The sequence below is a fragment of the Modestobacter sp. SYSU DS0875 genome (genome assembly GCF_054050915.1).
The window spans coordinates 1-24,758 of record NZ_JBJHAH010000013.1 but is presented as its reverse complement, the minus strand read 5'-3'; the positions used below and the strand labels follow the sequence as shown (position 1 = coordinate 24,758).

28 protein-coding genes and 1 riboswitch are annotated in these 24,758 nt (G+C 75.0%); of the genes, 10 read left to right on the top strand and 18 right to left on the bottom strand.

The features are described from left to right. Positions 1–38 precede the first annotated feature (38 nt). Together ACI79Y_RS09900 and ACI79Y_RS09895 are read right to left on the bottom strand one after the other, a co-directional pair. Positions 39–1,679, bottom strand: a complete 1,641-nt coding sequence (locus ACI79Y_RS09900; RefSeq protein WP_457158313.1) for a methyl-accepting chemotaxis protein — start codon at positions 1,677–1,679, stop codon at positions 39–41. Between the two features lie 197 nt (positions 1,680–1,876). Beyond that, the gene (locus tag ACI79Y_RS09895; protein WP_457158312.1) at positions 1,877–3,784 is read right to left on the bottom strand and encodes a BCCT family transporter; all 1,908 of its coding nucleotides are present in this window, start codon (positions 3,782–3,784) and stop codon (positions 1,877–1,879) included. Between the two features lie 211 nt (positions 3,785–3,995). On the opposite strand from ACI79Y_RS09895, the gene ACI79Y_RS09890 reads away from it, so the two are divergent. Both ACI79Y_RS09890 and ACI79Y_RS09885 read left to right on the top strand, forming a co-directional pair. Next, on the top strand, positions 3,996–4,910 hold the full coding sequence (locus ACI79Y_RS09890) for a mechanosensitive ion channel family protein (protein ID WP_457158311.1): 915 nt from the start codon (positions 3,996–3,998) through the stop codon (positions 4,908–4,910). Beyond that, on the top strand, positions 4,907–5,440 hold the full coding sequence (locus tag ACI79Y_RS09885; protein ID WP_457158310.1) for a hypothetical protein: 534 nt from the start codon (positions 4,907–4,909) through the stop codon (positions 5,438–5,440). Before ACI79Y_RS09890 ends, ACI79Y_RS09885 begins: the two co-directional genes overlap by 4 nt. Positions 5,441–5,445: 5 nt before the next feature. Here ACI79Y_RS09885 and ACI79Y_RS09880 read toward each other — a convergent pair whose 3' ends face one another. The 8 genes from ACI79Y_RS09880 to ACI79Y_RS09845 all read right to left on the bottom strand — a co-directional run bounded on the left by ACI79Y_RS09880 (position 5,446) and on the right by ACI79Y_RS09845 (position 10,359). After that, the gene (locus ACI79Y_RS09880; RefSeq protein ID WP_457158309.1) at positions 5,446–5,601 is read right to left on the bottom strand and encodes a hypothetical protein; all 156 of its coding nucleotides are present in this window, start codon (positions 5,599–5,601) and stop codon (positions 5,446–5,448) included. An 85-nt stretch (positions 5,602–5,686) separates the two neighbouring features. Beyond that, positions 5,687–6,724: a zinc-binding dehydrogenase gene (locus tag ACI79Y_RS09875; RefSeq protein ID WP_457158308.1), complete on the bottom strand. Its 1,038-nt coding sequence runs from the start codon at positions 6,722–6,724 to the stop codon at positions 5,687–5,689. Between the two features lie 27 nt (positions 6,725–6,751). After that, entirely contained in the window at positions 6,752–7,009 is a 258-nt protein-coding gene (locus ACI79Y_RS09870) for a DUF167 domain-containing protein (protein ID WP_457158307.1), read from the bottom strand. 31 nt (positions 7,010–7,040) lie between these two features. Further along, positions 7,041–7,712 (bottom strand): sigma factor-like helix-turn-helix DNA-binding protein, encoded by a 672-nt coding sequence (locus tag ACI79Y_RS09865; RefSeq protein WP_457158306.1) that lies wholly within the window; start codon positions 7,710–7,712, stop codon positions 7,041–7,043. Then, positions 7,709–8,191: a hypothetical protein gene (locus tag ACI79Y_RS09860; protein WP_457158305.1), complete on the bottom strand. Its 483-nt coding sequence runs from the start codon at positions 8,189–8,191 to the stop codon at positions 7,709–7,711. The genes ACI79Y_RS09865 and ACI79Y_RS09860 overlap by 4 nt, the downstream gene beginning before the upstream one ends. Further along, on the bottom strand, positions 8,188–8,739 hold the full coding sequence (locus ACI79Y_RS09855; RefSeq protein ID WP_457158304.1) for a gamma carbonic anhydrase family protein: 552 nt from the start codon (positions 8,737–8,739) through the stop codon (positions 8,188–8,190). Before ACI79Y_RS09855 ends, ACI79Y_RS09860 begins: the two co-directional genes overlap by 4 nt. Further along, positions 8,736–9,626, bottom strand: a complete 891-nt coding sequence (locus ACI79Y_RS09850) for an NAD(P)H-hydrate dehydratase (protein ID WP_457158303.1) — start codon at positions 9,624–9,626, stop codon at positions 8,736–8,738. Before ACI79Y_RS09850 ends, ACI79Y_RS09855 begins: the two co-directional genes overlap by 4 nt. Then, the gene (locus tag ACI79Y_RS09845; protein WP_457158302.1) at positions 9,607–10,359 is read right to left on the bottom strand and encodes a histidine phosphatase family protein; all 753 of its coding nucleotides are present in this window, start codon (positions 10,357–10,359) and stop codon (positions 9,607–9,609) included. The genes ACI79Y_RS09850 and ACI79Y_RS09845 overlap by 20 nt, the downstream gene beginning before the upstream one ends. Positions 10,360–10,483: 124 nt before the next feature. Between ACI79Y_RS09845 and ACI79Y_RS09840 the strand changes: the two genes are divergently transcribed. Next, the gene (locus ACI79Y_RS09840) at positions 10,484–11,071 is read left to right on the top strand and encodes a YdeI/OmpD-associated family protein (RefSeq protein ID WP_457158301.1); all 588 of its coding nucleotides are present in this window, start codon (positions 10,484–10,486) and stop codon (positions 11,069–11,071) included. 15 nt (positions 11,072–11,086) lie between these two features. Here ACI79Y_RS09840 and ACI79Y_RS09835 read toward each other — a convergent pair whose 3' ends face one another. The 4 genes from ACI79Y_RS09835 to ACI79Y_RS09820 all read right to left on the bottom strand — a co-directional run bounded on the left by ACI79Y_RS09835 (position 11,087) and on the right by ACI79Y_RS09820 (position 14,861). Beyond that, positions 11,087–12,088 carry a C40 family peptidase gene (locus ACI79Y_RS09835; RefSeq protein ID WP_457158300.1) on the bottom strand — a complete coding sequence of 334 codons (1,002 nt, stop codon included), beginning with the start codon at positions 12,086–12,088 and terminating at the stop codon, positions 11,087–11,089. A 134-nt stretch (positions 12,089–12,222) separates the two neighbouring features. Continuing rightward, positions 12,223–12,702, bottom strand: a complete 480-nt coding sequence (locus tag ACI79Y_RS09830; protein ID WP_457158299.1) for a hypothetical protein — start codon at positions 12,700–12,702, stop codon at positions 12,223–12,225. Positions 12,703–12,829: 127 nt separating this feature from the next. Beyond that, positions 12,830–13,135: a hypothetical protein gene (locus ACI79Y_RS09825; protein ID WP_457080120.1), complete on the bottom strand. Its 306-nt coding sequence runs from the start codon at positions 13,133–13,135 to the stop codon at positions 12,830–12,832. A gap of 292 nt (positions 13,136–13,427) precedes the next feature. After that, a complete protein-coding gene (locus tag ACI79Y_RS09820; RefSeq protein ID WP_457158298.1) occupies positions 13,428–14,861 on the bottom strand; it encodes a glycine hydroxymethyltransferase in 1,434 nt (477 codons plus the stop codon). Positions 14,862–14,881: 20 nt separating this feature from the next. After that, a riboswitch (ZMP/ZTP riboswitch) is annotated at positions 14,882–14,964 on the bottom strand. A 136-nt stretch (positions 14,965–15,100) separates the two neighbouring features. Between ACI79Y_RS09820 and ACI79Y_RS09815 the strand changes: the two genes are divergently transcribed. Together ACI79Y_RS09815 and ACI79Y_RS09810 are read left to right on the top strand one after the other, a co-directional pair. Next, entirely contained in the window at positions 15,101–15,700 is a 600-nt protein-coding gene (locus ACI79Y_RS09815; RefSeq protein WP_457158297.1) for a helix-turn-helix domain-containing protein, read from the top strand. A gap of 62 nt (positions 15,701–15,762) precedes the next feature. Further along, positions 15,763–15,981 (top strand): hypothetical protein, encoded by a 219-nt coding sequence (locus ACI79Y_RS09810; protein WP_457158296.1) that lies wholly within the window; start codon positions 15,763–15,765, stop codon positions 15,979–15,981. Between the two features lie 81 nt (positions 15,982–16,062). Here the strand turns inward: ACI79Y_RS09810 and ACI79Y_RS09805 are convergent, their stop codons facing one another. Then, the gene (locus tag ACI79Y_RS09805) at positions 16,063–17,451 is read right to left on the bottom strand and encodes a metallopeptidase TldD-related protein (RefSeq protein ID WP_457158295.1); all 1,389 of its coding nucleotides are present in this window, start codon (positions 17,449–17,451) and stop codon (positions 16,063–16,065) included. Further along, a complete protein-coding gene (locus ACI79Y_RS09800; protein WP_457158294.1) occupies positions 17,448–18,959 on the bottom strand; it encodes a TldD/PmbA family protein in 1,512 nt (503 codons plus the stop codon). The genes ACI79Y_RS09805 and ACI79Y_RS09800 overlap by 4 nt, the downstream gene beginning before the upstream one ends. 53 nt (positions 18,960–19,012) lie before the next feature. On the opposite strand from ACI79Y_RS09800, the gene ACI79Y_RS09795 reads away from it, so the two are divergent. Continuing rightward, the gene (locus ACI79Y_RS09795) at positions 19,013–19,816 is read left to right on the top strand and encodes an MBL fold metallo-hydrolase (protein WP_457158293.1); all 804 of its coding nucleotides are present in this window, start codon (positions 19,013–19,015) and stop codon (positions 19,814–19,816) included. 25 nt (positions 19,817–19,841) lie between these two features. On the opposite strand, the gene ACI79Y_RS09790 is transcribed toward ACI79Y_RS09795, so the two are convergent. Continuing rightward, positions 19,842–20,666, bottom strand: coding sequence for a sulfite exporter TauE/SafE family protein (locus ACI79Y_RS09790; RefSeq protein WP_457158292.1), 825 nt, complete (start codon positions 20,664–20,666; stop codon positions 19,842–19,844). Positions 20,667–20,884: 218 nt separating this feature from the next. Here ACI79Y_RS09790 and ACI79Y_RS09785 point away from each other — a divergent pair, with 218 nt between their 5' ends. Beyond that, entirely contained in the window at positions 20,885–21,271 is a 387-nt protein-coding gene (locus ACI79Y_RS09785; RefSeq protein WP_457158291.1) for a cupin domain-containing protein, read from the top strand. Between the two features lie 9 nt (positions 21,272–21,280). Here the strand turns inward: ACI79Y_RS09785 and ACI79Y_RS09780 are convergent, their stop codons facing one another. Beyond that, positions 21,281–22,573 (bottom strand): amidohydrolase family protein, encoded by a 1,293-nt coding sequence (locus ACI79Y_RS09780; protein WP_457158290.1) that lies wholly within the window; start codon positions 22,571–22,573, stop codon positions 21,281–21,283. Between the two features lie 72 nt (positions 22,574–22,645). On the opposite strand from ACI79Y_RS09780, the gene ACI79Y_RS09775 reads away from it, so the two are divergent. Genes ACI79Y_RS09775 through ACI79Y_RS09765 form a run of 3 tightly spaced genes read left to right on the top strand, consistent with a single transcriptional unit; the run spans position 22,646 to position 24,626 of the window. After that, entirely contained in the window at positions 22,646–23,341 is a 696-nt protein-coding gene (locus tag ACI79Y_RS09775) for a DedA family protein (protein ID WP_457158289.1), read from the top strand. Continuing rightward, on the top strand, positions 23,338–24,015 hold the full coding sequence (locus ACI79Y_RS09770; RefSeq protein ID WP_457158288.1) for an HAD-IA family hydrolase: 678 nt from the start codon (positions 23,338–23,340) through the stop codon (positions 24,013–24,015). The genes ACI79Y_RS09775 and ACI79Y_RS09770 overlap by 4 nt, the downstream gene beginning before the upstream one ends. Further along, positions 24,012–24,626 carry an alpha/beta hydrolase family protein gene (locus ACI79Y_RS09765; protein ID WP_457158287.1) on the top strand — a complete coding sequence of 205 codons (615 nt, stop codon included), beginning with the start codon at positions 24,012–24,014 and terminating at the stop codon, positions 24,624–24,626. Before ACI79Y_RS09770 ends, ACI79Y_RS09765 begins: the two co-directional genes overlap by 4 nt. Positions 24,627–24,758 lie beyond the last annotated feature (132 nt).

Here is a 24,758-nt window from a genome sequence, read left to right as displayed (position 1 = left end):
GCCGAGCGGAGCGAGGCGCGGGGTGCAGCGGGGTCCTCTCAGTAGCTGAAGTGCGCGACCGCCGCACGGAGGTCACTGGCCAGCCGGGTCAGCTCGTCCACCGCGATCCGCGTCTGGGCCAGCGCCCGGGTGGTCTGCTCGGCCGCCTCCGAGACCCCGGTGATGTTCGCGGCGATCTCCGTGGACCCGGTCGCCCCCTCCTGCACCGACCGCGACATCTCGTTCGTCGTCGCCGTCTGCTCCTCGACCGCGCTGGCGATGGTCAACTGGAAGTCGTTGATCCGACCGATCACCGCGGAGATCTGCTCGATCGCCGCGACCGCCGACCCGGTGTCGGCCTGGATCGCCTCGACCCGGCGGGCGATGTCCTCGGTTGCCCTCGCCGTCTCCTCCGAGAGGTCCTTGACCTCGCTGGCGACCACCGCGAAGCCCTTGCCCGACTCACCGGCCCGGGCGGCCTCGATGGTCGCGTTGAGGGCCAGCAGGTTCGTCTGGTCCGCGATCGCGGTGATCACCTTGACGACCTCGCCGATCTCCCGGGACGACTCCCCCAGCGCGACGACGGTCGCGGTGGTGGTGGCGGCCTGGGCCACGGCGCCGGCCGCCACCCGGGCGGCCTCGTTGGCGCTCTTGGAGATCTCCAGGATCGCCGCGTTCATCTCCTCGGCTCCGGCAGCGACAGTCGCCACGCTGCGCGACACCTCTTCGGCGGCGCCGGAGACGACGCCGGCCTGCACGCTGGTCTCCTCGGCCGACGCGGAGATCTGCGCCGCGGAGGCGGAGAGCTCCTCCGAGGACGCGGCGACGGTGGACGACGAGCCGACGACGGCCGCCATCACCGAGCGCAGCCGGCCCATCGCCTCGTCGATGGCCGCACCCATCCGGCCGAGCTCGTCGCGGGTGGTGAGCCCGCTGGTGGCGGTCAGGTCCCCGGCCGCCAGCGCCTCGGCGACCCGTTCCACGCGGCGGACGTCCCGGCGCAGGTCGCGTGCCACGAGCCAGCCGACGGCGACCGCGACGAGCACGCCGACCACGAGGACGGCGACGGAGATGGTCCGCGTGCGGGCGCTCTGATCGGCGGCCGCCTGCGCGCCGGCGGCGGCATCGTCGCTCGCCAGCTGCTCCATCTCGGCGAGCCCGGTGAGCATGGTGTCGAACAGCGGGGCCACCTGGGCCTCGTGGACGGCGAGCCAGCCGGGCTGGTCGTGCGCCTGGGCCAGGTCGGCGAGGACGGTGTCCTCGATCTCCTCGGCGCGGTCGAAGGTCGCCGCGATCCCCGCCAGCGCTCCCTCGGCCTCCGCGGAGTGGTCCAGGGCGAGGAACTCCTCGAGGTGGGCGTCGAAGCCGGCCCGGGCGTCGGTCACCCGCTGCAGCGCGGCGGAGACCTCGGCCGGGGTGTCGGCGAGGACGGCGTCGCGCTGGGCGACCGCCACCCCCTGCACGTCCCCGATCAGCGCGGTGATGGCGTCGATGCCGAGCACGTCCTCGTGGTAGATCCGCTCGGTGGTCTCGGCCTCCGCGGCGAGCGCCTGCAACCCGGTCACGCCGATGACCACGGCGACGGCGGAGGCGACCCCGACGGCGGTGAGCACCTTGGTGGCCACCGGCAGGTCACCCCACCACGCGCGGCGACGAGCGGGGGCCGCGGCGCCGGGGTCGGCGGGCGGGGGGCTGGGCATCGGGCGACTCCTGGGACGGGGACGGTGGTTGCGCGGCCCACCTGCACCGTCGCCATCGGCAGTCCTGGTGCGCGCCGTGATCGGTCCGCCACCCGGGAACGGCGACGGCCCGCCCGCCGGGTGGCGGACGGGCCGTCGTGCGGCTCCGCGTCGGGCCCCCTCCTGAGCCTGCGAGGGGTGCGGAGGACGGGCCCTCCTCAGCCCCGGGGCTCCTGGGGCCGGCCCACCGGGACGTCCTCGTCCCGGGTGGCCCCGGATGCCGGGGCTCCGTCGGGCTGCCCGCCGGGTTCCGTCCCGTCCCCCGTCGTACCCGGGGCGGTGTGCTCGACGACCAGCACGAAGTCGTCACCGTGCCGGCTGATCCCGTGGACCACGGCCTGCTCGACGGCGTCCGCGGCGTAGGCGCGCCGGAGCACCATCGGGTCCGAGCGCAGGTCCTTGGTCAGCGCGACCGCCAGCCCGATCATCACCAGCGCGAAGGGGAGCGCGGCGATGATGGTCAGGTTCCGCAGTCCCTGCAGCGCCTCGTCGCCGCCGACGAGCAGCATCACGGCGGCCACGCCACCGGTGAGCAGCCCCCAGAAGACGACCATCTTCGAGGTCGGCTCACGGGTGCCGCGCTCGGACAGCGACGCCATCACGATCGAGGCCGAGTCCGCGCCGGTGACGAAGAAGATCCCGACCAGCAGCATCACGATGACACTGGTGACCGTGGTGAACGGCAGCTCCTGGAGCAGGCCGAACAGCTGACCCTCGGCCGTCGACTGCCCGGCGAGGTCCTCACCCGACTGCTGGGCCCCGATCCCGGCTCCGCCGAAGATGGCGAACCAGAACAGCGTGACGACGCTGGGCACGAGCAGCACGCCGGCGATGAACTCCCGGATCGTGCGGCCGCGGCTGATCCGGGCGAGGAACACCCCGACGAACGGCGTCCAGGAGATCCACCAGGCCCAGTAGAAGACCGTCCAGCTCGACAGCCACTCGGCCATCTCCTCGCCACCGGAGGCGTTGGTGCGCGCGGCCATCTCGGGGAGCTCGGCGGCGTAGGAGCCCAGCGCGGTCGGCACCAGGTTCAGCATCAAGACCGTGGGGCCGACCACGAAGACGAACAGCGCCAGGGTGAAGGCCAGGGCGACGTTGATGTTGGACAGCCACTGGATGCCGCGGGCGATGCCGGAGAAGGCGGAGGCCACGAAGGCCGCGGTCAGCACGGCGATGATGCCCACGGTCGCTGCGTTGCCCACCGGGCCGAGCCAGCCGAGGATCTCCAGCCCGCTGCCGATCTGCAGGGCGCCGAGCCCCAGCGAGGCGGCCGTGCCGAAGAGCGTGGCGAAGATGGCGAGGACGTCGATCACCTTGCCGGCCGGCCCTTCGGCGACCCCGCGCCCGAACAGCGAGGTGAACGCCGAGGAGAGCAGCTGGCCGCGACCCCGGCGGTAGGTGCCGTACGCGACGGCCAGCCCGACGAGGGCGTACAGCGCCCACGGGTGCAGCGTCCAGTGGAAGAGCGTGGTGGCCATCGCCGTGGTGACGGCCTCCTGGGTCTCGCCGGCGACGGTGCCCGGCGGCGGGGAGACGTAGTGCGACAGCGGCTCGGAGACGCCGAAGAACATCAGCCCGATGCCCATGCCGGCGCTGAACATCATGGCGATCCAGCTGATCGTCCGGAACTCCGGCCGTTCGCCGTCCCCGCCGAGGGGGATGCGTCCGTAGGTGCTGGCGGCGATCCAGAGCACGAAGAGCACCACGGCGGTGCCGAGCAGCACGAAGAACCAGCCGAGGTTCAGCTCGATCCAGCCGAGCGCGCTGCTGCTGGCCGAGCCCAGGCCGCTGGGGCTGAGGAAGCCCCAGGCGAGGAAGGCCAGCGAGACGACGGCGGCGACGCCGAAGACCGTCCGGTCCAGCTGCGGCCGGCGCTCGTGCTCCTGGGCCGGGGGCTGGGCGATCGCCGGGTGCGTCCGGCTGGGGACTCCGGGGTCGAGCACGTCGTCGATCGTCTGGTCCGGCGCTGCGGCGTGGGGGGCCCCGCCGGAGACCGCCTCCGGGGCGGCGCTGGTCGAGCCGTGCGGCGGCTGACCGGGTGGGTCGTTCGGTGGATTGGTCACGTGGCGTGGCGCCTGATCGGCGCCCCTCCCTTCGGGTCGGCGCGCAGGTCGGGCGAGCTGCCCGACGTTCCGGGCAACTCGTTGTGAGGACCACCGTCGCCGCACCCGGCCCCCGGCGCAAATCCACGGCAGACACAGCCGGGACCACATCCGTCTCGGGCGCACCACCCGCGCAGCCGGCACACGGGTGGACCGGCCACACTGGATGGTGATGGACGCGTTCGTGGATGTCGGGAACTGGCTGCGCAGCGCTGGGCTCGAGGCGCTGCTCATCGTGCTGGGCGCCGTGCTGCTCGCCCGCTTCGTCAGCTGGGCCGGCGCCCGGATCACCGACCGCATCGACGCCACCGCCCGGGAGTCCGACGCCCTGGTCCGCTCCGAGGCGGCCAAGCACCGGCACTCGCTGACCCAGGTGATCACCTGGGCGGCGATCGTGCTGATCTGGTCGATCGCGGTCTTCTTCGTGCTCGAGCGGCTCGGCGTCCCGATCACCGGCCTGGTCGCCCCGGCGACCGTGCTCGGCGTGGGGCTGGGGTTCGGCGCCCAGCGCGTCGTCGGGGACGTGCTGGCCGGGTTCTTCATCATCACCGAGCGGCAGTACGGGTTCGGGGACTCCGTCAGCATCGTCACCCTCGGCGGTCAGGGCGACGCCTACGGCACCGTCGAGGACGTCACGCTGCGGATCACCCGGCTGCGCTCCCCCGACGGCGAGGTCATCAGCGTCCCGAACGGGCAGATCATCCGGGCCATCAACCACTCCCGGGACTGGGCCCGCGCCGTGGTCGACATCCCGGTGCCGACCGACACCGACGTCAGCCAGGTGCAGGAGGTGCTGCGCGAGGTGGGCCGCCGGGCCTACGCCGACCCGCGCCTGCACCGGCTGCTGCTGGACGAACCGACGGTGATGGGCGTGGAGAGCATCACGCTGGACGAGGTGAACCTGCGGATGGTGGCCCGGACGCTGCCCGGCAAGCAGTTCGAGGTGGGCCGTGACCTGCGGGCGCGGGTGGCGCTCGCGCTCTCCCGCGAGGGCGTCTCGCTGCGGGCCACCACGACCACCGACCTGCCCAGCGTCCAGGACGAGGCGCTGGCCGAGGACCGGGCCCGCGGCGGAGGAGCAGCATGAGCACCCAGGACGACCAGCCGACCACCGTCCAGCGTCAGGCCACCACCGAGCAGCCCTCCGTCGGCACCGCCCCGGAGTCCAGCCGCACCCGGCTCTGGGGCCGCCGGGTGCCCCAGCACATCGGCCGGGCGCGCTCGTCCACCGTCCTGATCGCGGTGCTGTTCGTGGTGCTGTTCGGTGTGTACCTCGCCTTCCCGGCCGACCCGTACGTCGACGTCGAGCTGCCGAACGGACAGGTCGTGCCGGTGCGCAGCTCCCAGCTGGAGAGCACCCCGACGCCGACGGAGACGCCGCCCCCGCCCAGCAGCGAGGCACCGGACCCCACCAGCAGCGTGCCCCCGCGCGAGGACACGGGCACGGGCGAGGACGAGTCGCCGGCGGACCCCACGCCGACCACCACGCCGCGGACCAGCCGCGCTCCGGCGCCGTCCACCGGGACCACGGGGCCGACGACGACGGCCGAGAGCCCGACGACCGGCCCCGAGCAGGGGACCGACGAGGAACCGACCGGCGCGACCCCGACCGGCTGAGCGCGTCAAACCTGGGTGTTGCTCCGGGTGAGCCCCCAGGCCGCAGTGACCAGGAACAGCACGACGCCGACGACGAAGAGCCAGAACAGGCCATCGACGAGGGCGCCGATCACCGTCACGACCAGCCAGGCGACCAGCAGCAGGGCGATGAGCGCCAACACGGTGCCCTCCTCAGCTCGGTTGTCCCTCCCAGGATGCGCGCCGGCGGCCCGCCGCGGGCGCGACCGCGCGGAGGTCACCAGATCGTCATCTGCCGGCCGGGGTGACGACGGCGATCCCCGGCGCCCGGCCGACCGCGGCCAGCGCGGCACCGGCGTCCGCGAGGCCGAGCTCGCGGGTGACCAGCAGCTCCGGGCGCAGCCGGCTTGCGGCGATCAGCGAGAGCATCGCCGGGTAGTCGCCGGCGGCCATCCCGTGGCTGCCGAGCACGGCGAGCTCCCGGCCGATCACCAGCTCCATCGGGATCTCCGGCCGGCCCACCGCCGGGGGCAGCAGCCCGACCTGCACGTGCCGCCCGCGCGGGCGCAGGCTCCGGATCGAGTTCGTGCAGGTGGCGGCCGACCCGAGCGCGTCCAGCGAGAGGTGGGCACCGCCGCCGGTCAGCTCGGCGACGGCGGCGGGGACGTCGGCGGCACCCCCGTCGACCGTGTGCTCGGCGCCCATCCGGCGGGCCAGGTCCAGCGCGCCGGGAGCGACGTCGACCGCGACCACCCGGGCGCCGGCCGCGACCGCCACCTGGACCGCCGACAGCCCCACGCCACCGCAGCCGTGCACCGCGACCCACTCCCCGGGACGCACCCCGCCCACCCCGGTCAGCGCGCGGAAGGCGGTGGCGAACCGGCAGCCCAGGCTGGCCGCGGTGGTGGCCGGCAGCCCGTCGGGCAGGGCGACGAGGTTGACGTCGGCGGCGTCCAGCGCGACCAGCTCGGCGAGCGACCCCCAGCCGGTGAAGCCGGGCTGGGTCTGGTGCAGGCAGACCTGACCGTTCCCCTCCCGGCAGGGCGCGCAGCGACCGCAGGCGCAGACGAACGGCACGGTCACCCGGTCACCGACCGCCCACCGACGCACGTCCGGGCCGACGGCGGCGACCGTGCCGGCCAGCTCGTGGCCGGGGACGTGCGGGAGGACGACGTCGGGGTCGTGCCCGGACCACGCGTGCCAGTCGCTGCGGCAGATGCCGCTGGCCTCGACCCGCACCACCACCCCGCCGGGGGCCGGGCGGGGGTCGGGCACCTCCCGGACCTCGAGCGGGCCGCCGAAGGACTCGAACACCAGTGCGCGCACGCCCGACAGCGTGCCCGGCCGCGCGGCTCAGCGTCCGAGCAGGTCCGCCAGCAGCGCGTCGGTGGCGCCGTCGACGTCGACCACCTTGGTCCGGGACGTCGCGCCGGTGACCAGCGTGGCGGCCGACCGGCGGACACCGAACGCGTCGGCGACGGCGGCCAGCGCGGCCGCGGTGGCCTTCCCGTCGACGGCCCGGGCGGACACCCGCACGACGAGCGCACCGTCGTGCTGACCGCCGACCGCGGTCCGTCCGACGCCGGGCCGGACCCGGATGGTGATGCGCACCCGCTGATCCTGCCCGGCAGCGGTCGAGGGCTCAGCCCAGGGCGACCGCGACGACGAGGACGACCGTCAGCACGAAGGCCAGCAGCGCGACCAGCCCGGCCCGGTGCCACCGCTGGGAGCGCCGCGCCTCGCGCACCGCGGCCAGCAGCTCCGGACCCGCGACGGGTGTGCCGGCTGCGCGCTCGGCGAGGGCCCGGCGCAGCAGGGCGGCAGGGTCCTGGCCCGGCAGCCGTTCCGCGAGCCGGGCCAGGCCCCGGTCCACCTCGCCCGGCACGGCCTCGGGTCCCAGCCCCACGGCGTCGGCCACCTCGTCGTCGGTCAGGACGTCCCCGTACCGCAGCACCAGGACCGCGCGCTCGCGCGCCGGGAGCCGGACGAGCGCTGCGGCCACCTCCCCGGGTGGTGCGGCGGGCGCACCGGTGGCGGCCGTGCCCGGCAGCCCGCTGGCCCGGAGCCCGTCGAGGGCCGGGACGCTGGAGACCGCCTCCGCCACGCGGGTCCGCCGATGCCAGGCGGCGTGCGCGGCGACGAGCGCACGGCGCAGCGCGCGCTCATCGGGCCCGGTGCCGCGGCCCAGCATCCCGGTGAGCGCCTCGACGACCAGCTCCCGGGCCGACCGGTCGTCCCCGGTGAGCAGGTGCGCCGTCCGGAGCAGGGCGTCGCCCCGGTCCGCGAGGAGGGCGGAGAGCTCCTCGTCGCTCACGTCGCCGACGGGTCCGGCCAGCCGGCGAGGCGCCCGATCCAGGCCAGCGCCAGCCATGCGCCGGACAGCTGGCCGGTCGTGGCGCCGTCGGTGAGGGTGAGCGTCCAGGGAGCCTCGGCCCAGCGCGACGGCCCGGACCCGTGCGGAGTGGCGGCGACGACCCGCAGCTCGGCGACCTCCACCGGGCGCGGCGGGCGCCCCGCACCCGTCGTCCAGGCCCCCCGTCGCGTGGCCTGCACCTGCTCGGCCGGAGCGTCGTGCGGCCAGCGCAGCTGCACCGCGCCGAGCCCGAGGTACTCGTCGGGGTCGCGGGGCACCGACCAGCTGGGTCGCGTGGCACCGATGCCGGCGTCCGCTCCGAGGGTCAGCACGGTGGAGACGGTGTGGAGCAGCCCACCGAGCACCCGGCCGGCCCGCACCCGCAGCGGCGGGTCCGTGACCGGCCAGTCGACCTCGTCCCGGAGCTCGGCCTCGCTCATCCGCCCGGCCGTCCCGTGCGGCGGACGGCGCGGTGGGCGTCGAGCCGGTCGGTGTAGCTCACCGCGTTCGCCCGGATCGCAGCGACGTCGTCGGCGGTGGTCGACCGGCGCACCTTCGCCGGCACCCCGGCGACCAGCGAGTTCGGCGGCACCACGGTGCCCTGGAGGACCACGGCCCCGGCGGCGACGATCGAGCCGGTGCCGATGTGCGCCCCGTTGAGCACGGTGCAGCCCATCCCGATGAGCACCTCGTCGTCCACCCGGCAGCCGTGCAGCACCACCCCGTGGCCGACGGTGACGCGCTCGCCCAGCACCAGCGGGAAGCCCGGGTCGCTGTGCAGGGTCGAGCCGTCCTGCACGTTCGAGTCGGCGCCGATCTCGATCACCTCGGTGTCGGCGCGGGCCACCGCGCCGTACCAGATGCTCGCGCGCGGGCCGAGCGCCACCCGGCCGACGACGACCGCCGTCGGTGCGACGAACGCCTGCTCGTGGACCGTCGGTGCGCCGTAGGCCAGCTCCCCGAGGAACGGGCCGTCCGCGGCGGTCACAGGTCGACCTCGGCCAGCACCCGCGGCACCTCCGGCGGCAGCTCGCGGGCCAGGAAGCCGAGCCGCCCGACCCGCGCGGCCAGCCGCTCACCGGCGCGGCCGTGCAGGTGCGCCGCCCAGACCGCGGCCTGCGCGGGCTCCGCGCCCCGGGCGAGCAGCCCGGCCACGATCCCGGCCCGCACGTCGCCGGAGCCGGAGACCCCCAGCCCCGCGCCGCCGCTCTCGTCCCGCCACGAGCGACCGTCCGGAGCGACGACCCAGCTGGTGGCCCCACCGAGCCCGACCACGGCCTGCGCGTCGTCGGCCAGCCGTCGGGCCGCCCCGGCCGGGTCGTCGTCGACCTCGCCGTGTTCCACGTGCAACGCGATGGCCAGCTCGGTCGGGTTCGGGGTGAGCACGACCTGCCCGCCGAGGTGGTGCAGGCAGCCCGGTTCGGCGGTGACCGCGGCCAGGCCCAGCGCATCCAGCGCGACCGGCCCGTCGAGGTGGGGCAGCAACTGCTCGACCAGCCCCCGGGTCTCCGCCTCGTCGGCCATGCCCGGGCCGATCAGCACCGCCGAAGCGCTCTGCGCCAGGTCGAGCACCAGCTCGGCCGACGACGCCCGGATGGCGCCGGCCTCGGTGTGCGGCACGCCGCGGACCAGCGCCTCCGGCAGCGAGATCGACACGTGCGGGGCGACCTTGGAGGGGACGACGACCTGCAGCTTGCCGGCGCCGGAGCGCAGCGCGGCCTCGGCGGCCAGCAGCACCGCGCCGACGGTCTCGGTGCTGCCGCCCACCACGAGGATCGAGCCGCGGGCCTCCTTGCCCCCGGTCGGCTCCGGCAGCCGCCAGCCCCGCAGCACGTGCGGGGTCACGAAGGTGGGCTCAGGCCGGGCTCGGGACATCGTTCTCCTCGGTCACGGGCGCCTCGGCGGGCTCGGCGTCGGTCAGGTGGTGCACGGCGTTGAACTCGACCAGCCGGAGCTCGCCGGCGTCGTCCCGGCGGTAGCGGGTGACCGAGGTGTTGGCGACCCGCTCGCGCCGGTCGATCTCCAGCAGGTCGGGCTCGGGGAGCTCCTCCAGCACGTAGCGGAAGACCATGATCACGGCCTGGTGGGAGAAGCAGGCCAGCCGCTCGCCGTCGTGCCGCAGCGCTTCGGTGGCCAGCAGGCTGCGGATCCGCAGGGCGACGTCGGCCCAGCTCTCGCCGCCCGGGGGTCGGTACCAGAACTTGCCCAGGTGGGCGCGGCGCTCGGCCTCGTCGGGGAAGCGCTCGCGGATGCCGGCCCCGGTCATGCCGTCGAAGGCGCCGAAGTCCCGCTCCCGCAGCCGCTCGTCGAACCGCACCGGCAGGTCCAGCCCGCTGGCGGCGACCGCGCGCCGGGCGGTGGCCGCCGTACGGGCGAACGGCGAGCTCAGCACCGCGGTGGGCCGCTCGTCGGCGGGCAGCTCCGCCAGCCAGTGGCCCAGGGCGTCGGCCTGGTGCTCGCCGGTGTCCGACAGCGGGACGTCGGGGTCGCGGACGTCGAGCTCCAGCCGCTCGGCGCCGGTCCGGTGGGCGTGCGCGTCGGCGAGGTTGCCCACGCTCTCCCCGTGGCGGACCAGCCACAGCGCGGAGGGGCCGGGTGCCTGTGCCATCGCCGTCCTGTCGTCTGGCGCCCCTGCTGAGCGCCGTGCACTGAGCCGTTAGCCGACCACCTCCACGGTGAAACCGCGAGCGCGACCCTCGACACCGGCGCCACGGCCCGCGCACCATGGGCCGGTGGCGGACGACGGCGACCTCCCGGTGCTGTCCTTCCGCACGGCCGCGGACTTCGACGCCTGGCTGGCCGCCGAGCACGACCGGGCGCCGGGGCTGTTCCTGAAGCTGGCGAGGAAGTCCTCCGGCATCCCGTCGATCACCGCGGCGGAGGCGGTGGAGGTGGCGCTGTGCCACGGCTGGATCGACGGCCGCAGCAACCGCGTGGACGACGTCTGGTTCACCGTCCGCTACACCCCGCGGCGGCCGCGGAGCATCTGGTCGCAGAAGAACGTGGCGACGGTGGCCCGGCTGATCGCCGAGGGGCGGATGCGCCCGGCCGGGCTCGCCCAGGTCGAGGCGGCCAGGGCCGACGGCCGGTGGGACCGCGCCTACGCCGGGCCGGCCACCATCACCGTGCCCGACGACCTGGCCGCGGCGCTGGCGCAGGCACCGGCGGCCGCCGCGGCGTTCGAGTCCCTGTCGGGGCAGGACCGGTACAGCGTCCTGCACCGGGTGCACACCGCGACCACCGCGCAGACCCGCGCCAAGCGCATCGCCGCCGCCGTCCAGCAGCTGGCCGCCCCTGCCCGCAGTGATCAGGTGACCTGATCCAACTGGGGTGTCTCAGCCGGTGACGCGGCGGGCGCCGACGTAGCCGCCCTTGTCCACGCTGGTCACCGCGACCGGCTTGCCGGTGACGCTGGCGTGCACCATCTGGCCGTTGCCGATGTACATGCCCACGTGGCTGATCGGGGTGTAGAAGAAGACCAGGTCGCCGGGCTGCAGCTCGCTGCGCGACACCGGCACGCCCAGCTGGGCCTGCGCCCGGCTGGAGTGCGGCAGGGAGATGCCGGCGGCGGCGTAGGCGTACTGGGTGAGGCCGGAGCAGTCGAACCGGTCCGGGCCGCTTCCGCCGGGCAGGTACATGTCGCCGGCCTGGGCCAGCGCGGTCTGCACCGCCACGCCGGCGGCCGCGGTGGGCGCGGGGGCCGGGGCGGCGACGACGTCGGGGCCGGCGATCACCGTCTGCACCCGCACCTGGTCGGCGGCCGAGAGCCGGGCGAAGTCCGCCTGGTACCGGCTCATCTCGCTCTCGAGCTCGTCGTGCCGGCGCTGCAGGTCGACCGCGGCCTGCTCGGCGGCGGCCGCCGCGTCGGTGGCCGCCTGCTGCGCCTGCTCGGCCGCGGTCCGGACGGCGGCAGCCTCGGCGACGACGGCGTCGGCGTGCGAGGCCAGCTGGTCCAGGGTGCTCATCTGCTGCACCAGGTCGTCGGCCGAGCCGCTGGTGAGGAAGGCGGCGAGGCGGCCGCGCGTGGTGCCCACGTACCCGGACTGGGCGATCGCCCGCAGCTGCGGCTCCAGCGCGTCGAGCTGCACCTGCGCCTCGGCGGCGGCCGCCGCAGCGGCACCGGCGGCGGCCCGCTGCTCCTCGGCCGTGGCGGTGGCCTGGTGCACCTCCTCGTCCAGCGCGCTGAGCTTCTGGCCGGTCTCGGTGACCGCCTGTCGGGCCTGCTCGGCGGTGGCCGGGGCGGCCGAGGCCGTCGCGGGGACGAACGTGAGCGCCGCACCGGCACTCAGCGCCAGCGCTGCGCCCCGGGTCCACCGGCGGGTGGTCGATCGGGTCACCGTGCCTCCGTCTGCGCGAGGCGGCCCGGGGGAAGTGGGCGACGAGTTCCTCGCGCGTCAGGAACGGAAAGTAAGGACGTGGGGACGGCGCGTCGCCCACGGCGCGCCGGGGGACGATCGGTCCGCCCGGCGGGTCAGTCCCAGAGGCCCCGCACGCCACTGCTGCCCCGTGCGGACGGCACGAGGCGGTCCGCGACGGCGCCGGTGGCGAAGGAGTAGACCGCCTTGTGCAGGACGTCGACGACCTGGTCGGGCCGGCTCCACGTCCACGGCGGAGCCCCGACGCCGGTGGTGTTCTCCAGCGTCTGGTCGACCGCCAGCCGCACCGAGGTGTGCCAGGCGCTGGCCCGCCAGCCGCGCAGGCCGGCCGCGGCCCAGACCCCGCGCAGCGCCCCGACGGCGGCGCCGGTGCCCCAGTGCATGAGGTGGTTGCGCACCGGCGGGCGGGCCGACCCGGGCAGCCGGCGTCCGGTGGTCAGCGCGGTCAGCGTGCGGCCCGGCACGTAGGAGTTCGGCCGGCCGGTCAGCTGTTGCTCCAGCTTCTCCCCCGCCGTCATCACCCCGACGCCGGCGAGGCCGGCCAGGGCACCACGTACTGCTGCTCGTCCCCACATGAGCTCAGGCCTACCCGCCCGGCCACCCGGCGGAACCGCCACGCACCAGGCGACCCCGGGAACGACACGAGGCCGCCCGCCGGTTCCCCCCGGCGGGCGGCCTCGTGTCGATCGGGCCGGGCAGTGCTCAGCCGGCCAGCGGCTCCTGGCACTCGAGTGCCTCGACGACGGCGACGTCGCGCAGGATCGCGGCGAGCTCGGCGGAGGTCCACGCCTCGCAGCAGTCGCAGGCGCCGGTGTCGGTGAAGCTGCGCAGCCCCAGGCTGCCGCCGGCCTGGTCCTCGGCGAGGGCGAGCTGCCCGTCGGCCGGGTTGCGGTGGCAGCGGCAGGAGGCGGCGCACATGCCCAGCCCCCACCCGGAGACGATCACGGACGGGCCGTTCTCGTGGACCTTGCCCAGCTGGAAGATCGAGGGCTTCTGTCGGTACGTCATGGCTGTGCTCCCCTCGCCGTCCTGCCGGAGCAGGGGGTCGTCGTCGGCGTCAGGGAAAAAGTAGACCGGATTCAGGTTTCGAGCCGGTGACTCACGGGAAGGATCCTCCGAATCGGGGATTCACGGTGTGCACCCGCCCCACTCGTCGCGCTCGTCCCACCCGTCCCGGTCCCCGCGGCGCCGACTGGTCACCGCAGCCGGTGGCGGTCCACGTGCCCCCGGGTGGCGACCGGGCCCCGGACGCGCTGACGGCCGCCTCCCCCGGAGGGGAGGCGGCCGTCAGCGAGCGCGGTCAGCGACCGGTGAGGTCGACCTCGGGGTAGAGCGGGTGAGCGCCGACGATCTCGGCGGCCCGGGTGCGCACGCGCTCGGCCACCGTCGCGTCGAGCCGGTACCGCACCTTGGAGTCGCCCTCGGGCCGGGTGTTGTCCAGGACGTCGGCGATCAGGTCGCCCACCTCGGCCAGCTCGGCCTCGCGCAGCCCGCGGGTGGTCAGCGCGGGGGTGCCCAGCCGGACACCGGTGGTGTACCAGGGGCCGTTCGGGTCGGCCGGGACGGCGTTGCGGTTGGTGACCAGGCCGGCGTCCAGCAGCGCGGACTCGGCCTGCCGGCCGGTCAGCCCGAAGCTCCGCACGTCCATCAGCACCAGGTGGTTGTCGGTGCCGTCGGTGACCAGCCGGACGCCGCGCTTCTGCAGCCCCTCGGCCAGCGCCTGGGCGTTGTCGACGATCTGCTGGGCGTAGCCGGCGAACTCCGGGCGACGGGCCTCGGCGAACGCGACCGCCTTGGCCGCCATCACGTGCGGCAGCGGACCACCGAGCACCATCGGGCAGCCGCGGTCGACCGAGGGCGCGTACTCGTCGGTGCACAGCACCATGCCGCCGCGCGGCCCGCGCAGCGACTTGTGCGTGGTGGTGGTGACGACGTCGGCGTGCGGCACCGGGTCGAAGTCACCGGTGAGCACCTTGCCGGCGACCAGGCCGGCGAAGTGGGCCATGTCGACCATCAGCGTGGCGCCGACCTCGTCGGCGATCTCCCGCATCTTCGCGAAGTCCACCCGGCGCGGGTAGGCGGAGTAGCCGGCGAGCAGGATCAGCGGGCGGAACTCGCGGGCCCGCTCGCGCAGCGCGGCGTAGTCGATCAGCCCGGTCTCCGGGTCGGTGCCGTAGCTGGACTGCTCGAACATCTTGCCGGAGATGTTCGGCCGGAAGCCGTGGGTGAGGTGCCCACCGGCGTCCAGGGACATGCCCAGCATCCGCTGGGTGCCGAAGGACCGGCGCAGCCGCTCCCAGTCCTCCTCGGTCATCGCGTCGACGTTCTTCACGCCGGCCTCGGCCAGCGCGGGGGTCTCGACCCGGTGGGCCAGGATCGACCAGAAGGCGACCAGGTTGGCGTCGATGCCCGAGTGCGGCTGCACGTAGGCGTGGTCGGCGCCGAAGAGCTCGCGGGCGTGCTCGGCGGCGAGCCGCTCCACCGTGTCGACGTTCTGGCAGGCGGCGTAGAACCGGCGCCCCACGGTGCCCTCGGCGTACTTGTCGCTCAACCAGTTGCCCATGGCCAGCAGCACGGCCGGGGAGGCGTAGTTCTCGCTGGCGATGAGCTTGAGGCTCTCGCGCTGGTCGGTGAGCTCCTGCCCGATGGCCGCGGCGACCCGCGGTTCGACCTGCGCGATGACGTCGAGGGCGCTGGTGAAGGCGGCCGTCTCGCGGGTGACGGTGCTGGTCATGGCTCTCCTCCGGGAGGACGACGGGGAGCCCAGGCGCGCGGCACGGCTTCGGAGCCGCTCCCCGGTGGTCGTCCACCTGTCTGCGCCAGTCACGGCCCGGTTCCCAGGGTAGCCAGCCTGCCGGGCGGTGGGCCAGAGCGGTGCTGCTCGACGACCGGCTCCGTGGTGACCGTCACTCCCCGCTGGGACGACGGCCACCCCTGCTTGACAAAGCCGTTTGCCAGAGCGGCAATGGAGGGGTGACGGACGACGGCGCCCTGCCCCAGGAGGTGCTCGACGCGGTCGGGCCGCGGCTGCGGGCGCTCCGGCAGCAGCGGCAGGTGACCCTCGCCCAGGTGTCGGCAGCCACCGGCATCTCGGTGAGCACGCTGTCCCGGCTGGAGTCCGGTGGCCGGCGGCCCACCCTGGAGCTGCTGCTGCCGCTGGCCCGGGTGCACCAGGTGACCCTCGACGAGCTGGTCGACGCCCCGCCCACCGGGGACCCGCGGGTGCACGCCCGGCCGATCGTGCGGCACGGCGTCACCCACCTGCCGCTCACCCGCCGCCCCGGTGGCGTGCAGGCGTTCAAGATGATCTTCCCGCCGGGCGTCCACACCGAGGACCGGACGCAGCAGACCCACGAGGGCTACGAGTGGATGTACGTGCTCTCGGGGCAGCTGCGGCTGCAGCTCGCCGAGCACGACCTCACCCTCGGCCCCGGTGAGGTCGTCGAGTTCGACACCCGCACCCCGCACTGGTTCGGCAACACCAGCAGCTCGCCCGCCGAGGCGCTGGCGCTGTTCGGCCCGCAGGGCGAGCGGATGCACGTCCGCGCCCGCCCGGCCCGCGGCGCGGACTGACCGGTCCGTCACCTCCCGGCGGTGTTCCGGACACCTCGCGGGGTAGTCGACCACCCATGTCGATGAGCGCACCGATCGAGCCCGACCTGCCGCACCGCGACCAGGGGATCCCCGCCGCCGACCCCGGAGCCGGGGCCCCGGACACCGCCGAGGGGTTCGGCATCGGCGGCGAGGAGCCGGACACTCCCGAGCAGACCGACGAGCAGCAGCGGGAGGCCGCCGAGCCCGAGCACACCGCCTTCCAGACCCCCGACCCCGACGAGGTCGGCCCCGAGCAGTAGCCCCGCCGTCGCCGTTGTGCGCTCGTCGTCACTCTCGACCGCGAGAACCGACGTCCAGCGCACAACGGCGGCCAGCCGCCGTCAGCTGGCGGGGGACACCGAGCTCATGTTGAAGTCCGGCACCCGCAGCGTCGGCATCGCGGCGCGGGTGAACCAGTCGTTCCACTCCCGCGGCAGGGTCCGCTCGGTCACGCTCGCCTGGGTGGCCCGGGCGAGCAGGTCGACCGGCGACTCGTTGAACCGGAAGTTGTTCACCGCGCCGGTGACCTCCCCGTTCTCCACCAGGAAGACGCCGTCGCGGGTCAGCCCGGTGAGCAGCAGGGTCTGCGGGTCAACCTCGCGGATGTACCAGAGCGTGGTGAGCAGCAGCCCGCGCTCGGTGCCCGCGATCATCTCCGCCTGCGAGGCGGTGGCGTTCGGGTCGGTGAGGATGAGGTTGTCGACGGCGGCGGTCGCCGGGGCGGTCTGCTTGAGCGCCCAGTACCGCGGCCGGATCAGGTTGGTCAGCACGCCGTCGCGGATCCAGTCGACGGCCGGCGTCGCCATGCCGTTGTCGAAGACCGACGCCGTCCCCGAGGAGCCGCCGACCACCTGGAACGGAGCGGCCTCCAGCCCGGGGGCGTTCGGGTCGCTGCGCAGGGTCAGCGGGAGCTGCGCCAGCCGGTCACCGATCCGGTTGCCCCCGCCGGCACGGGCGTAGACGCTGCGGCCCTCGTCGGCGTCCCGCGCCTCCATCGTCCAGTAGGCGTTGATCATCAGGTCGCTGACCGCCGACGGCGGCAGGAGCGTCTCGTACCGGCCGGCCGGGAGCTCGACCCGCCGCTGCGACCAGGCCATCTTCTGCTGCACCTGGGCGGCCAGCGCCGCGACCGAGACGTCGGTGAAGTCACGGGTGCCGACGCCGGCCCACACCGACCGGCCGAAGTCGCCGTCCTTGCCGTTGAGCTCGACCCGGCCGGTGGGCTGGTCGTGCCGCAGCCGCAGCCCGGTCGAGGTGCCCAGGTAGGTGGTGGACATCGAGTGCTCGGCGAAGCCGAACAGCAGCTCGTCCCGGCCGCGGGCCTCGGCGAACGCCTCGCCCAGCGCGGGGGCGAACTCGCCGAACACGCCGATCGAGGTCTCCGCCGGCGGGGCGTCCCAGTCGCCGGCCCCGGGCGGCACCTCGGTGACCAGCGGCATCGCGTCCTCGGCCGGGCCGGCGTCCCGGGCGGCCTGCTCGCTCATCGCGACCAGCTCGGCGACGTCCGGGGTGCCGGTTCGGGCGACCGTGCCCACCGCCATCCCGGCGCCGCCGTCGACGAAGCTGATGACGACGACCTGGCGGGACCGCATCGCCCCGTTGGTGGTGAGGCTGTTGGAGGCCCACCGGAGGTTGGCCTCCGAGCTCTCCACCACATAGGTGACCTGCCCGTCAACGGTGGAGGCCGCCAGCGCCTGCTCGACGATCTCCTGGGGGGCGAGCTGGCTCATCGGCCGGACTCCTGTGCGGTGTTGAGGATCGTGGTGTTCTCGAACAGCGCGACCGGGCAGCCGTGGCTGACCGCCGCGGTCTGGCCGGGCTGGGCCTTGCCGCAGTTGAGGGCGCCCCCCAGCTGATAGGTCTGCGGGCCGCCGACGACGCTCATCGAGCCCCAGAAGTCCGTCGTCGTCGCCTGGTAGGCGACGTCGCGCAGCTGGCCGGCGAGCCGGCCGTGCTCGATCCGGTAGAACCGCTGCCCGGTGAACTGGAAGTTGTAGCGCTGCATGTCGATCGACCAGCTCTTGTCGCCGACGACGTAGATGCCGCGCTCGACGCCGGCGATGAGCTCCTCGGTGGCGGGGCCGGCCGGGTCGGGCTGCAGCGAGACGTTGGCCATCCGCTGCACCGGCACGTGCGCGGCGGAGTCGGCGAAGGCACAGCCGTTCGAGCGGTCCATCCCACGCAGCCGGGCCATGTTGCGGTCGACCTGGTAGCCGACGAGCACGCCGTCCCGGACGAGGTCCCACTGCTGGCCGGCGACGCCCTCGTCGTCCCAGCCGACGGTGGACAGCCCGTGCTCGGCGGTGCGGTCGCCGGTGACGTTCATCAGCGGCGAGCCGTACTGCAGGCTGCCCAGCAAGTCGGGCGTGGCGAAGGAGGTGCCGGCGTAGGCGGCCTCGTAGCCCAGCGCACGGTCGAGCTCGGTGGCGTGGCCGATCGACTCGTGGATGGTCAGCCACAGGTTCGTCGGGTCGACGACGAGGTCGTAGCGGCCGGCCTCGACCGAGGGCGCCTTCGTCTTCTCCCGCAGCAGCTCGGGGATCTCGGCGAGCTCACCGCGCCAGTCCCAGGAGCCGCCGGTGAGGTACTCCCAGCCGCGGCCCACCGGCGGGGCCAGGGTGCGCATCGACTCGAACGCCCCGGTGGCCCGGTCGACGGTGAGCGCGGTGAACTCCGGCTCGATCCGCACCCGCTGCTGGCGGGTGCGGGTGCCGGCCGTGTCGGCGTAGAACTTCTGCTCCTTGACCTGCAGCACGCTGCTCTGCACGTGCTCGACGCCGTCGCCGGCCAGCAGCTGCCCGGACAGCTCGGTCATCAGCGCGGTCTTCTCCGCGTCCGGCACGGCGAACGGGTCGACCTCGTAGGCCGACACCCACTCACCGTCGTACGCCGGCTCCGGGGCCAGCTCCACCCGGTCGGTGTTGATCGCGGCGGAGACCTGGGCGACGGCGACCGCCTGCTCGGCGAGCCGCACCGCCTCGGCCGCGGTGAGCACCACGCCGGCGGCGAAGCCCCAGGTGCCCTCGTACACGACCCGGACGGCGAGGCCCAGGTCCTCGCCGTCGGCGAGCGACTCCAGCCGGGCGTCGCGCAGCCGGACGGACTGGGTGCGGACCCGCTCGACCCGCAGGTCGGCGTGCTCGCACCCCAGGTCGACCGCGCGGGTCAGCGCGGCATCGGCGAGGGCGGACAGCGGGAGGGCGAGGAACGACTCGTCCACCGAGCGGTGTTGTGCCACGCACCTGTGTCTACCAGGCATCGACGAAGGTCCCGCCGGGTAGCCGGTCGGGCATGACCGCGCCGGCAGACGACGTCACGCTCACCTTCGGCGGCACCGCGACGACGCTGCTGCGGCTGGGCCCGTTCACGCTGCTCACCGACCCGAACTTCCTGCACCGCGGCCAGCGGGCGCACCTGGGGTACGGCCTGCGCAGCAAGCGGCTCACCGACCCGGCGCTGGTGCCGGCCCAGCTCCCGGCGCTGGACGCGATCCTGCTGTCCCACATGCACGGCGACCACTGGGACCGGATCGCCACCCGGGCGCTGCCGAAGGAGACCCCGGTGGTCACCACCCCGGAGGCGGCGCGCTGCCTGGGCAAGCGCGGCTTCGCCCAGACCTCCGACCTGCGGCCGTGGCAGACCCACGAGATCGGCTCCGGCGACGACGTCCTGCGGATCACCTCGGTGCCGGGGGTGCACGGGCCGGGCCCGCTCGCCCGGCTGCTGCCGGAGGTGATGGGCAGCGTGCTGGAGCTGGTGCGCGGCGGGGAGGTGACCTGGCGCGGCTACGTCAGCGGCGACACCCTCTACCGCCCGACCCTGGGCGAGGTGCTGCAGCGCTGCGGCCCGCTGGACGTGCTGATCCCGCACCTGGGCGGCACCAGGATCGCCGGCATCACGGTGACCATGGACGCGCAGCAGGGCGCCGACCTGGTCGAGCTGCTGCAGCCGCCGGTGACGGTGCCGGTGCACTTCGACGACTACGGGGTGTTCGCCAGCCCGCTGGGCGACTTCGTCGCCGAGGTGGCCCGCCGCCGGGCACCGGGCGAGATCCGCACCGTGGGCCGCGGCCAGACGATCTCGCTGCGCGCCTAGGTGCACCCGGCCGGCCACCGACACGTCACCGCAGGAGAGGGCGCACGTTCTCCGTCCAGACGTCCCAGCCGACCCGGCCGATCAACGCGGTGACGACGACCAGGAAGACCACCCGGATGAAGCGGCTGCCCCGGGCGGTCGCCGTCCGCGCACCCAGGTAGGCCCCGCACGTGTTGGCCGCGGCGAGGAGGAGCCCCAGACCCCAGAGGACTGCACCGTAGGGGACGAAGAAGAGCAGCGCCCCCAGGTTGGTGGCGACGTTCACGATCTTGGCCTTGGCGCTGGCGTTGAGGAAGTCGTACCCCAGCAGCGACACCAGGGCGAACACGAGGAACGACCCGGTGCCCGGCCCGAGGATGCCGTCGTAGAAGCCGATCCCGGCGCCCGTCACCGCGGCGACGCCGTGGTGACGACGCCCGCTGTGGCGCAACGCGGTCACCTCCCCGAGGGAGGGCCGCAGCACGGTGAACGCCGCGATCGCGATGAGCGCGACGACGATGACCGGTTTGAACACACTGGCCGGCAGCGCGGCGGCCACGGACGCCCCCGCGAAGCTGCACACCAGGGCCACCCCGGCCATCGGGAGGGCGGTCCGGAGATCGGGGTGCACCCGGCGGTGGTAGGTGACGGCGCTCGTCGTGGTGCCGAAGATCGAGGCCAGCTTGTTCGTCGCGAGGGCCTGGACCGGGCTCATCCCCGGGATCAGCAACAACGCGGGCAACTGCAGGAGGCCGCCGCCACCGACGACGGCGTCGATCCACCCGGCTGCCAGCGCGGCGACCAGCACGAGCGCGAGCACCTCGAGGGTCAGCCCGGCGGGGAACAGGTCGCCCGGGAACGCGTCCGTCATCCCCGAGAGCTTCCCCCGGCCCACCACGGGACGGTGCGACGACGCGTGAGAGATCGGCGACTCCCGTCGACGACGCCCTCCCCGGGATGACCCGCGGGGCTGGACGGATCACCCCGGCGGCCGACGCCCGCTGACGCCGTCTGCCGCGCCGCGGCTGACCGGCACGGCCGTGACCGGGTTCGCGTGTACGGCATCCGCGCTGGGGGCACGGGGCTGCCGTGGAACCCCTGATCCGCGACAGCGCCGAGGTCGAGGCCGAGACCTGGGACGACCCGGTGCGCGGCAAGGTGTCCTTCCGGGTGCTGTTCAGCCAGGACCGGACGCCGACCGCCGCGCTCTACACCGGCCTGACCGAGCTCACCCCCGACGGTTGGCTGGGCCTGCACCGGCACAGCGCCACGGAGGTCTACCACGTCGTCGAGGGCAGCGGCATCGTCAGCCTCGACGGGGTGGAGCACCCGGTGACGGCCGGTTCGGCGGTGTTCATCCCCGGCGACACCGAGCACGGCATCCGCAACACCGGCTCGCGGCCGCTGCGGTTCGTGTACGCGTTCCCGACCGACTCGTTCGACGACGTCCGGTACCGCTTCTCCGCGGAGGAGTGACCGCCCCGGTCAGCGGCCGGCGAGCCGCATCGCCCGGGTCTGCACGTCGGCGCGCAGCTCCGCCTCGTCGACCGTCGTCGACACCCCGTCGCGGACGACCTGCCGGCCGGCGACCCAGGTGTCGCGGACGTGCCGGGAGCCGGCCGCCCAGACGAGGTGGGTCAGCAGGTCGGTGGCCTCGCCGACCGGGACGAACGCGATGTCCTCGGTGTCGACGTGCACCAGGTCCGCCCGCCGCCCGGCGGTCAGCTGACCGAGGTCCTCGCGGCCGATCGCCGTGGCCGCCGCACCGGTGGCCAGCCAGAACGCCTCCGGCGCGGTGAGGGCCGTGGCGTCCCGCTCGCGCAGCCGGGCCAGCTGGGCGGCCAGCCGCAGGTCCTCGAACAGGTCCAGGTTGTCGTTGGACGCCGGCCCGTCGGTGCCCATGCCGACCCGGATGCCCAGGTCGAGCATGTCCCGCAGCCGGGCGGTGCCGCTGGCCAGCTTGGTGTTGCTGCCCGGGCAGTGCGCCACCGCGACGTCGTACTCGCGCCACAGCTCCAGGTCGCCGTCGTCCAGGTGCACGCAGTGCGCGGCCAGCACCCGGCCGCCGAGCACGTCGTGGCTGGCCAGCAGCTGCGGCACGCTCAGGCCGTGCTGCGCCAGCAGCTCGGCGCCCTCGGTCGTGGTCTCCGCGACGTGCGTGGTGAGCAGCATGCCGTGCTCGCGGGCCACCTCGGCCGCCCGGGTGAGCACCGGCAACGGCACCGTGTAGGCCGAGTGCGGGCCGATGCCCCACTCGACCTGCTCGTCGCCGGTGCCGGCCGACGCAGCCGCCCGGGCCAGCTGCTCGTCGAACGTGCCGAACCCCGGCAGTCCGATCAGCGGGTGGGTGATCACCCCGCGCGCTCCGATGCGCCGCACGGCGGCGGCCATCCGGTCGGGGTGGAAGTACATCTCCACGCTGGTGGTCACGCCGTGGCGCAGCATCTCCGCCGACGCGGCGGCCATCGCCACCTCGACGTCCTCCGGGGTCAGCTGCGCCTCCCGCGGCCACATCACCTCGCGCAGCCAGCGGTCCAGCGGCAGCCCCTCGCCCTGCCCGCGGAACAGCACCATCGGCGCGTGCGAGTGGGTGTTCACCATGCCCGGGGTGAGGACGCCGGGCAGCGCGGTCACCTCGGCGTCCGGCGCCTCCGGCGCGTCGGCGGCACCGCCCACCCAGCGGATGAGCCCGTCCTCCACGTCCAGCACGGCGTCGGGGACGACGGTGCCGACCCGGTCGCCGACGACGACGGCCCGGGCGGTGAAACGCTGCAGCATGAGACCCGAACCTAGCCGGGCTGCGCCCGCGAGGCAGGGCGGGCGCCCAGGTGACCCGGATACCGTGACGCCATGCACCCCCTCGCCCGGTCCGCCGAGGTGCTGGCCGCCACCTCCGACGAGGGTGGCATCACCGGCTTCCTGCTCGACCTGATCGAGAAGCTGGGGGCGGTGGGCGTCGGCCTGACCATCCTGATCGAGACGGTCGTCCCGCCGATCCCCAGCGAGGCGGTGCTCGGCGCCGCCGGGGTGCTGATCAACGACGGCCGGATGTCCGTCGTGCCGGTGATCATCTGGGCCACGATCGGGTCGGTGCTGGGCGCCACGGCCCTGTACTGGGTGGGCCGCCTGCTGGGCCCCCGCCGGTCGCACGCCTTCCTCGACCGGCTGCCGCTGGTGGAGACCTCCGACGTCGACCGGGCCTTCGAGTGGTTCGACCGGCACGGGCGGGGCGCGGTGTTCTTCGGCCGGATGGTGCCGATCGTGCGCAGTTTCGTCTCGGTGCCGGCCGGCGTGGTGAGGATGCGCTTCTGGCAGTTCCTGCTGCTCACCGCCGCGGGCAGCCTGCTGTGGAACTGCCTGCTGATCGGGCTGGGCGTGGCGGCCGGCGACTTCGTGCAGGCCAACCTGCAGTACCTGGACTACGCGGTGGTGGCCGCGGCCGTCATCGCGGTGGGCTGGTTCGTCTACAAGAAGGTGACCGGCCAGTACCGGCGGCCGCCGGACGCCGGCACCCACCTGCCCCTCGACCGGATGGACCAGCCGTGACCGGACCCCGCACCCGGCCGGACGTCGTCGCCTTCGACGTCAACGAGACCCTGCTGGACCTCGCGCCCGTGCAGGCCGCCCTGGTCGAACGCGGGCAGCCCGACCACCTGCTGAGCACGGTGTTCGCCCGGACCCTGGTCACCGGCTTCGCGGCTGCGGCCGTGGGCACGTGGTGCCGGTTCCGCGACGCGTTCGAGACCTCCCTGGCACAGGTCACCGGTCTGCCGGCGGCCGAGTGCTCCGCGGTCGCCGACGCGTTCATGGAGCTCGCCCCGCACCCGGACGTCGAGCCGGCGCTCCGCCGGCTGGCCGAGGGCGGGGTGCGGGCGGTGACGCTCAGCCACGGCTCCCCCGGCGTCGCCGAGGCAGGGCTGTCCCGCGGCGGGGTGACGCCACTGGTCGAGCGGACGCTCACCACCGAGTCGATCCGGGCGTGGAAGCCGAACCGGGAGGCCTACCTGTGGGCCGCCGGGGTCTGCGACGTGGCCCCGGAGCGGATGGCACTGGTGGCCGCCCACTCCTGGGACGTGCTGGGCGCGGCCCGGGCCGGGCTGACCACCGGCTGGGTGGCCCGCACCGAGCAGGTGCCCGCCGCGGTGTACGACCCGCCGCACGTGCAGGGGCGTTCACTGCCCGAGGTGGTCGACGCCCTGCTCGCCCTCCCCCCGGCGTGACGGCCCACGACGTCCCCACCCCGCTCGGCCCGGCCCGGGTGCACCGCGACGACCCCGCCGGTGACGTGCGCGGGACCCTCGCGCTCGGCCACGGTGCCGGCGCCGGCAGCGGCACCGCCGACCTGCTGGCCGTCTCGGCCGCGGCCTGCGCAGCCGGTTGGCGGGTGCTGCGGATCGACCAGCCGTGGGTGGTGGCCGGCAAGCGGATCGCGCCCGCCCCCGCACGGCTGGACGAGGGCTGGACGGCGGCGCTCGCCCACCTGCGGGACGACGGCGCGCTGACCGGCCCGCTGGTGCTCGGCGGCCGCAGCGCCGGCGCCCGGGTCGCCTGCCGCACCGCCGGGGCGCTCGACGCCGCGGGCGTGCTCGGGCTGGCCTTCCCGCTGCACCCGCCGGGCAAGCCGGAGAAGAGCCGCGCGGCCGAGCTGCTGGGGGTCGGCGCCCCGCTGCTGGTCGTGCAGGGGGAGACCGACGCCTTCGGCCGGCCGACCGAGGTCGAGGCGGTGCTGCCCGGCCGGGTTCAGGCCGTCCCCGGCGACCACGGCCTGAAGAAGGACCCCGCGGCGGTCGCCACCGCCGTCGTCGACTGGCTGGGCACCCTGCCCGGCTGATCCGGGCGGACGCGCCACCAGGGGTCACCCCCAGCACAGTCGTGGGGGGGGGGGGGGGGGGGGGGGGGGGGGGGGGGGGGGGGGGGGGGGGGGGGGGGGGGGGGGGGGGGGGGGGGGGGGGGGGGGGGGGGG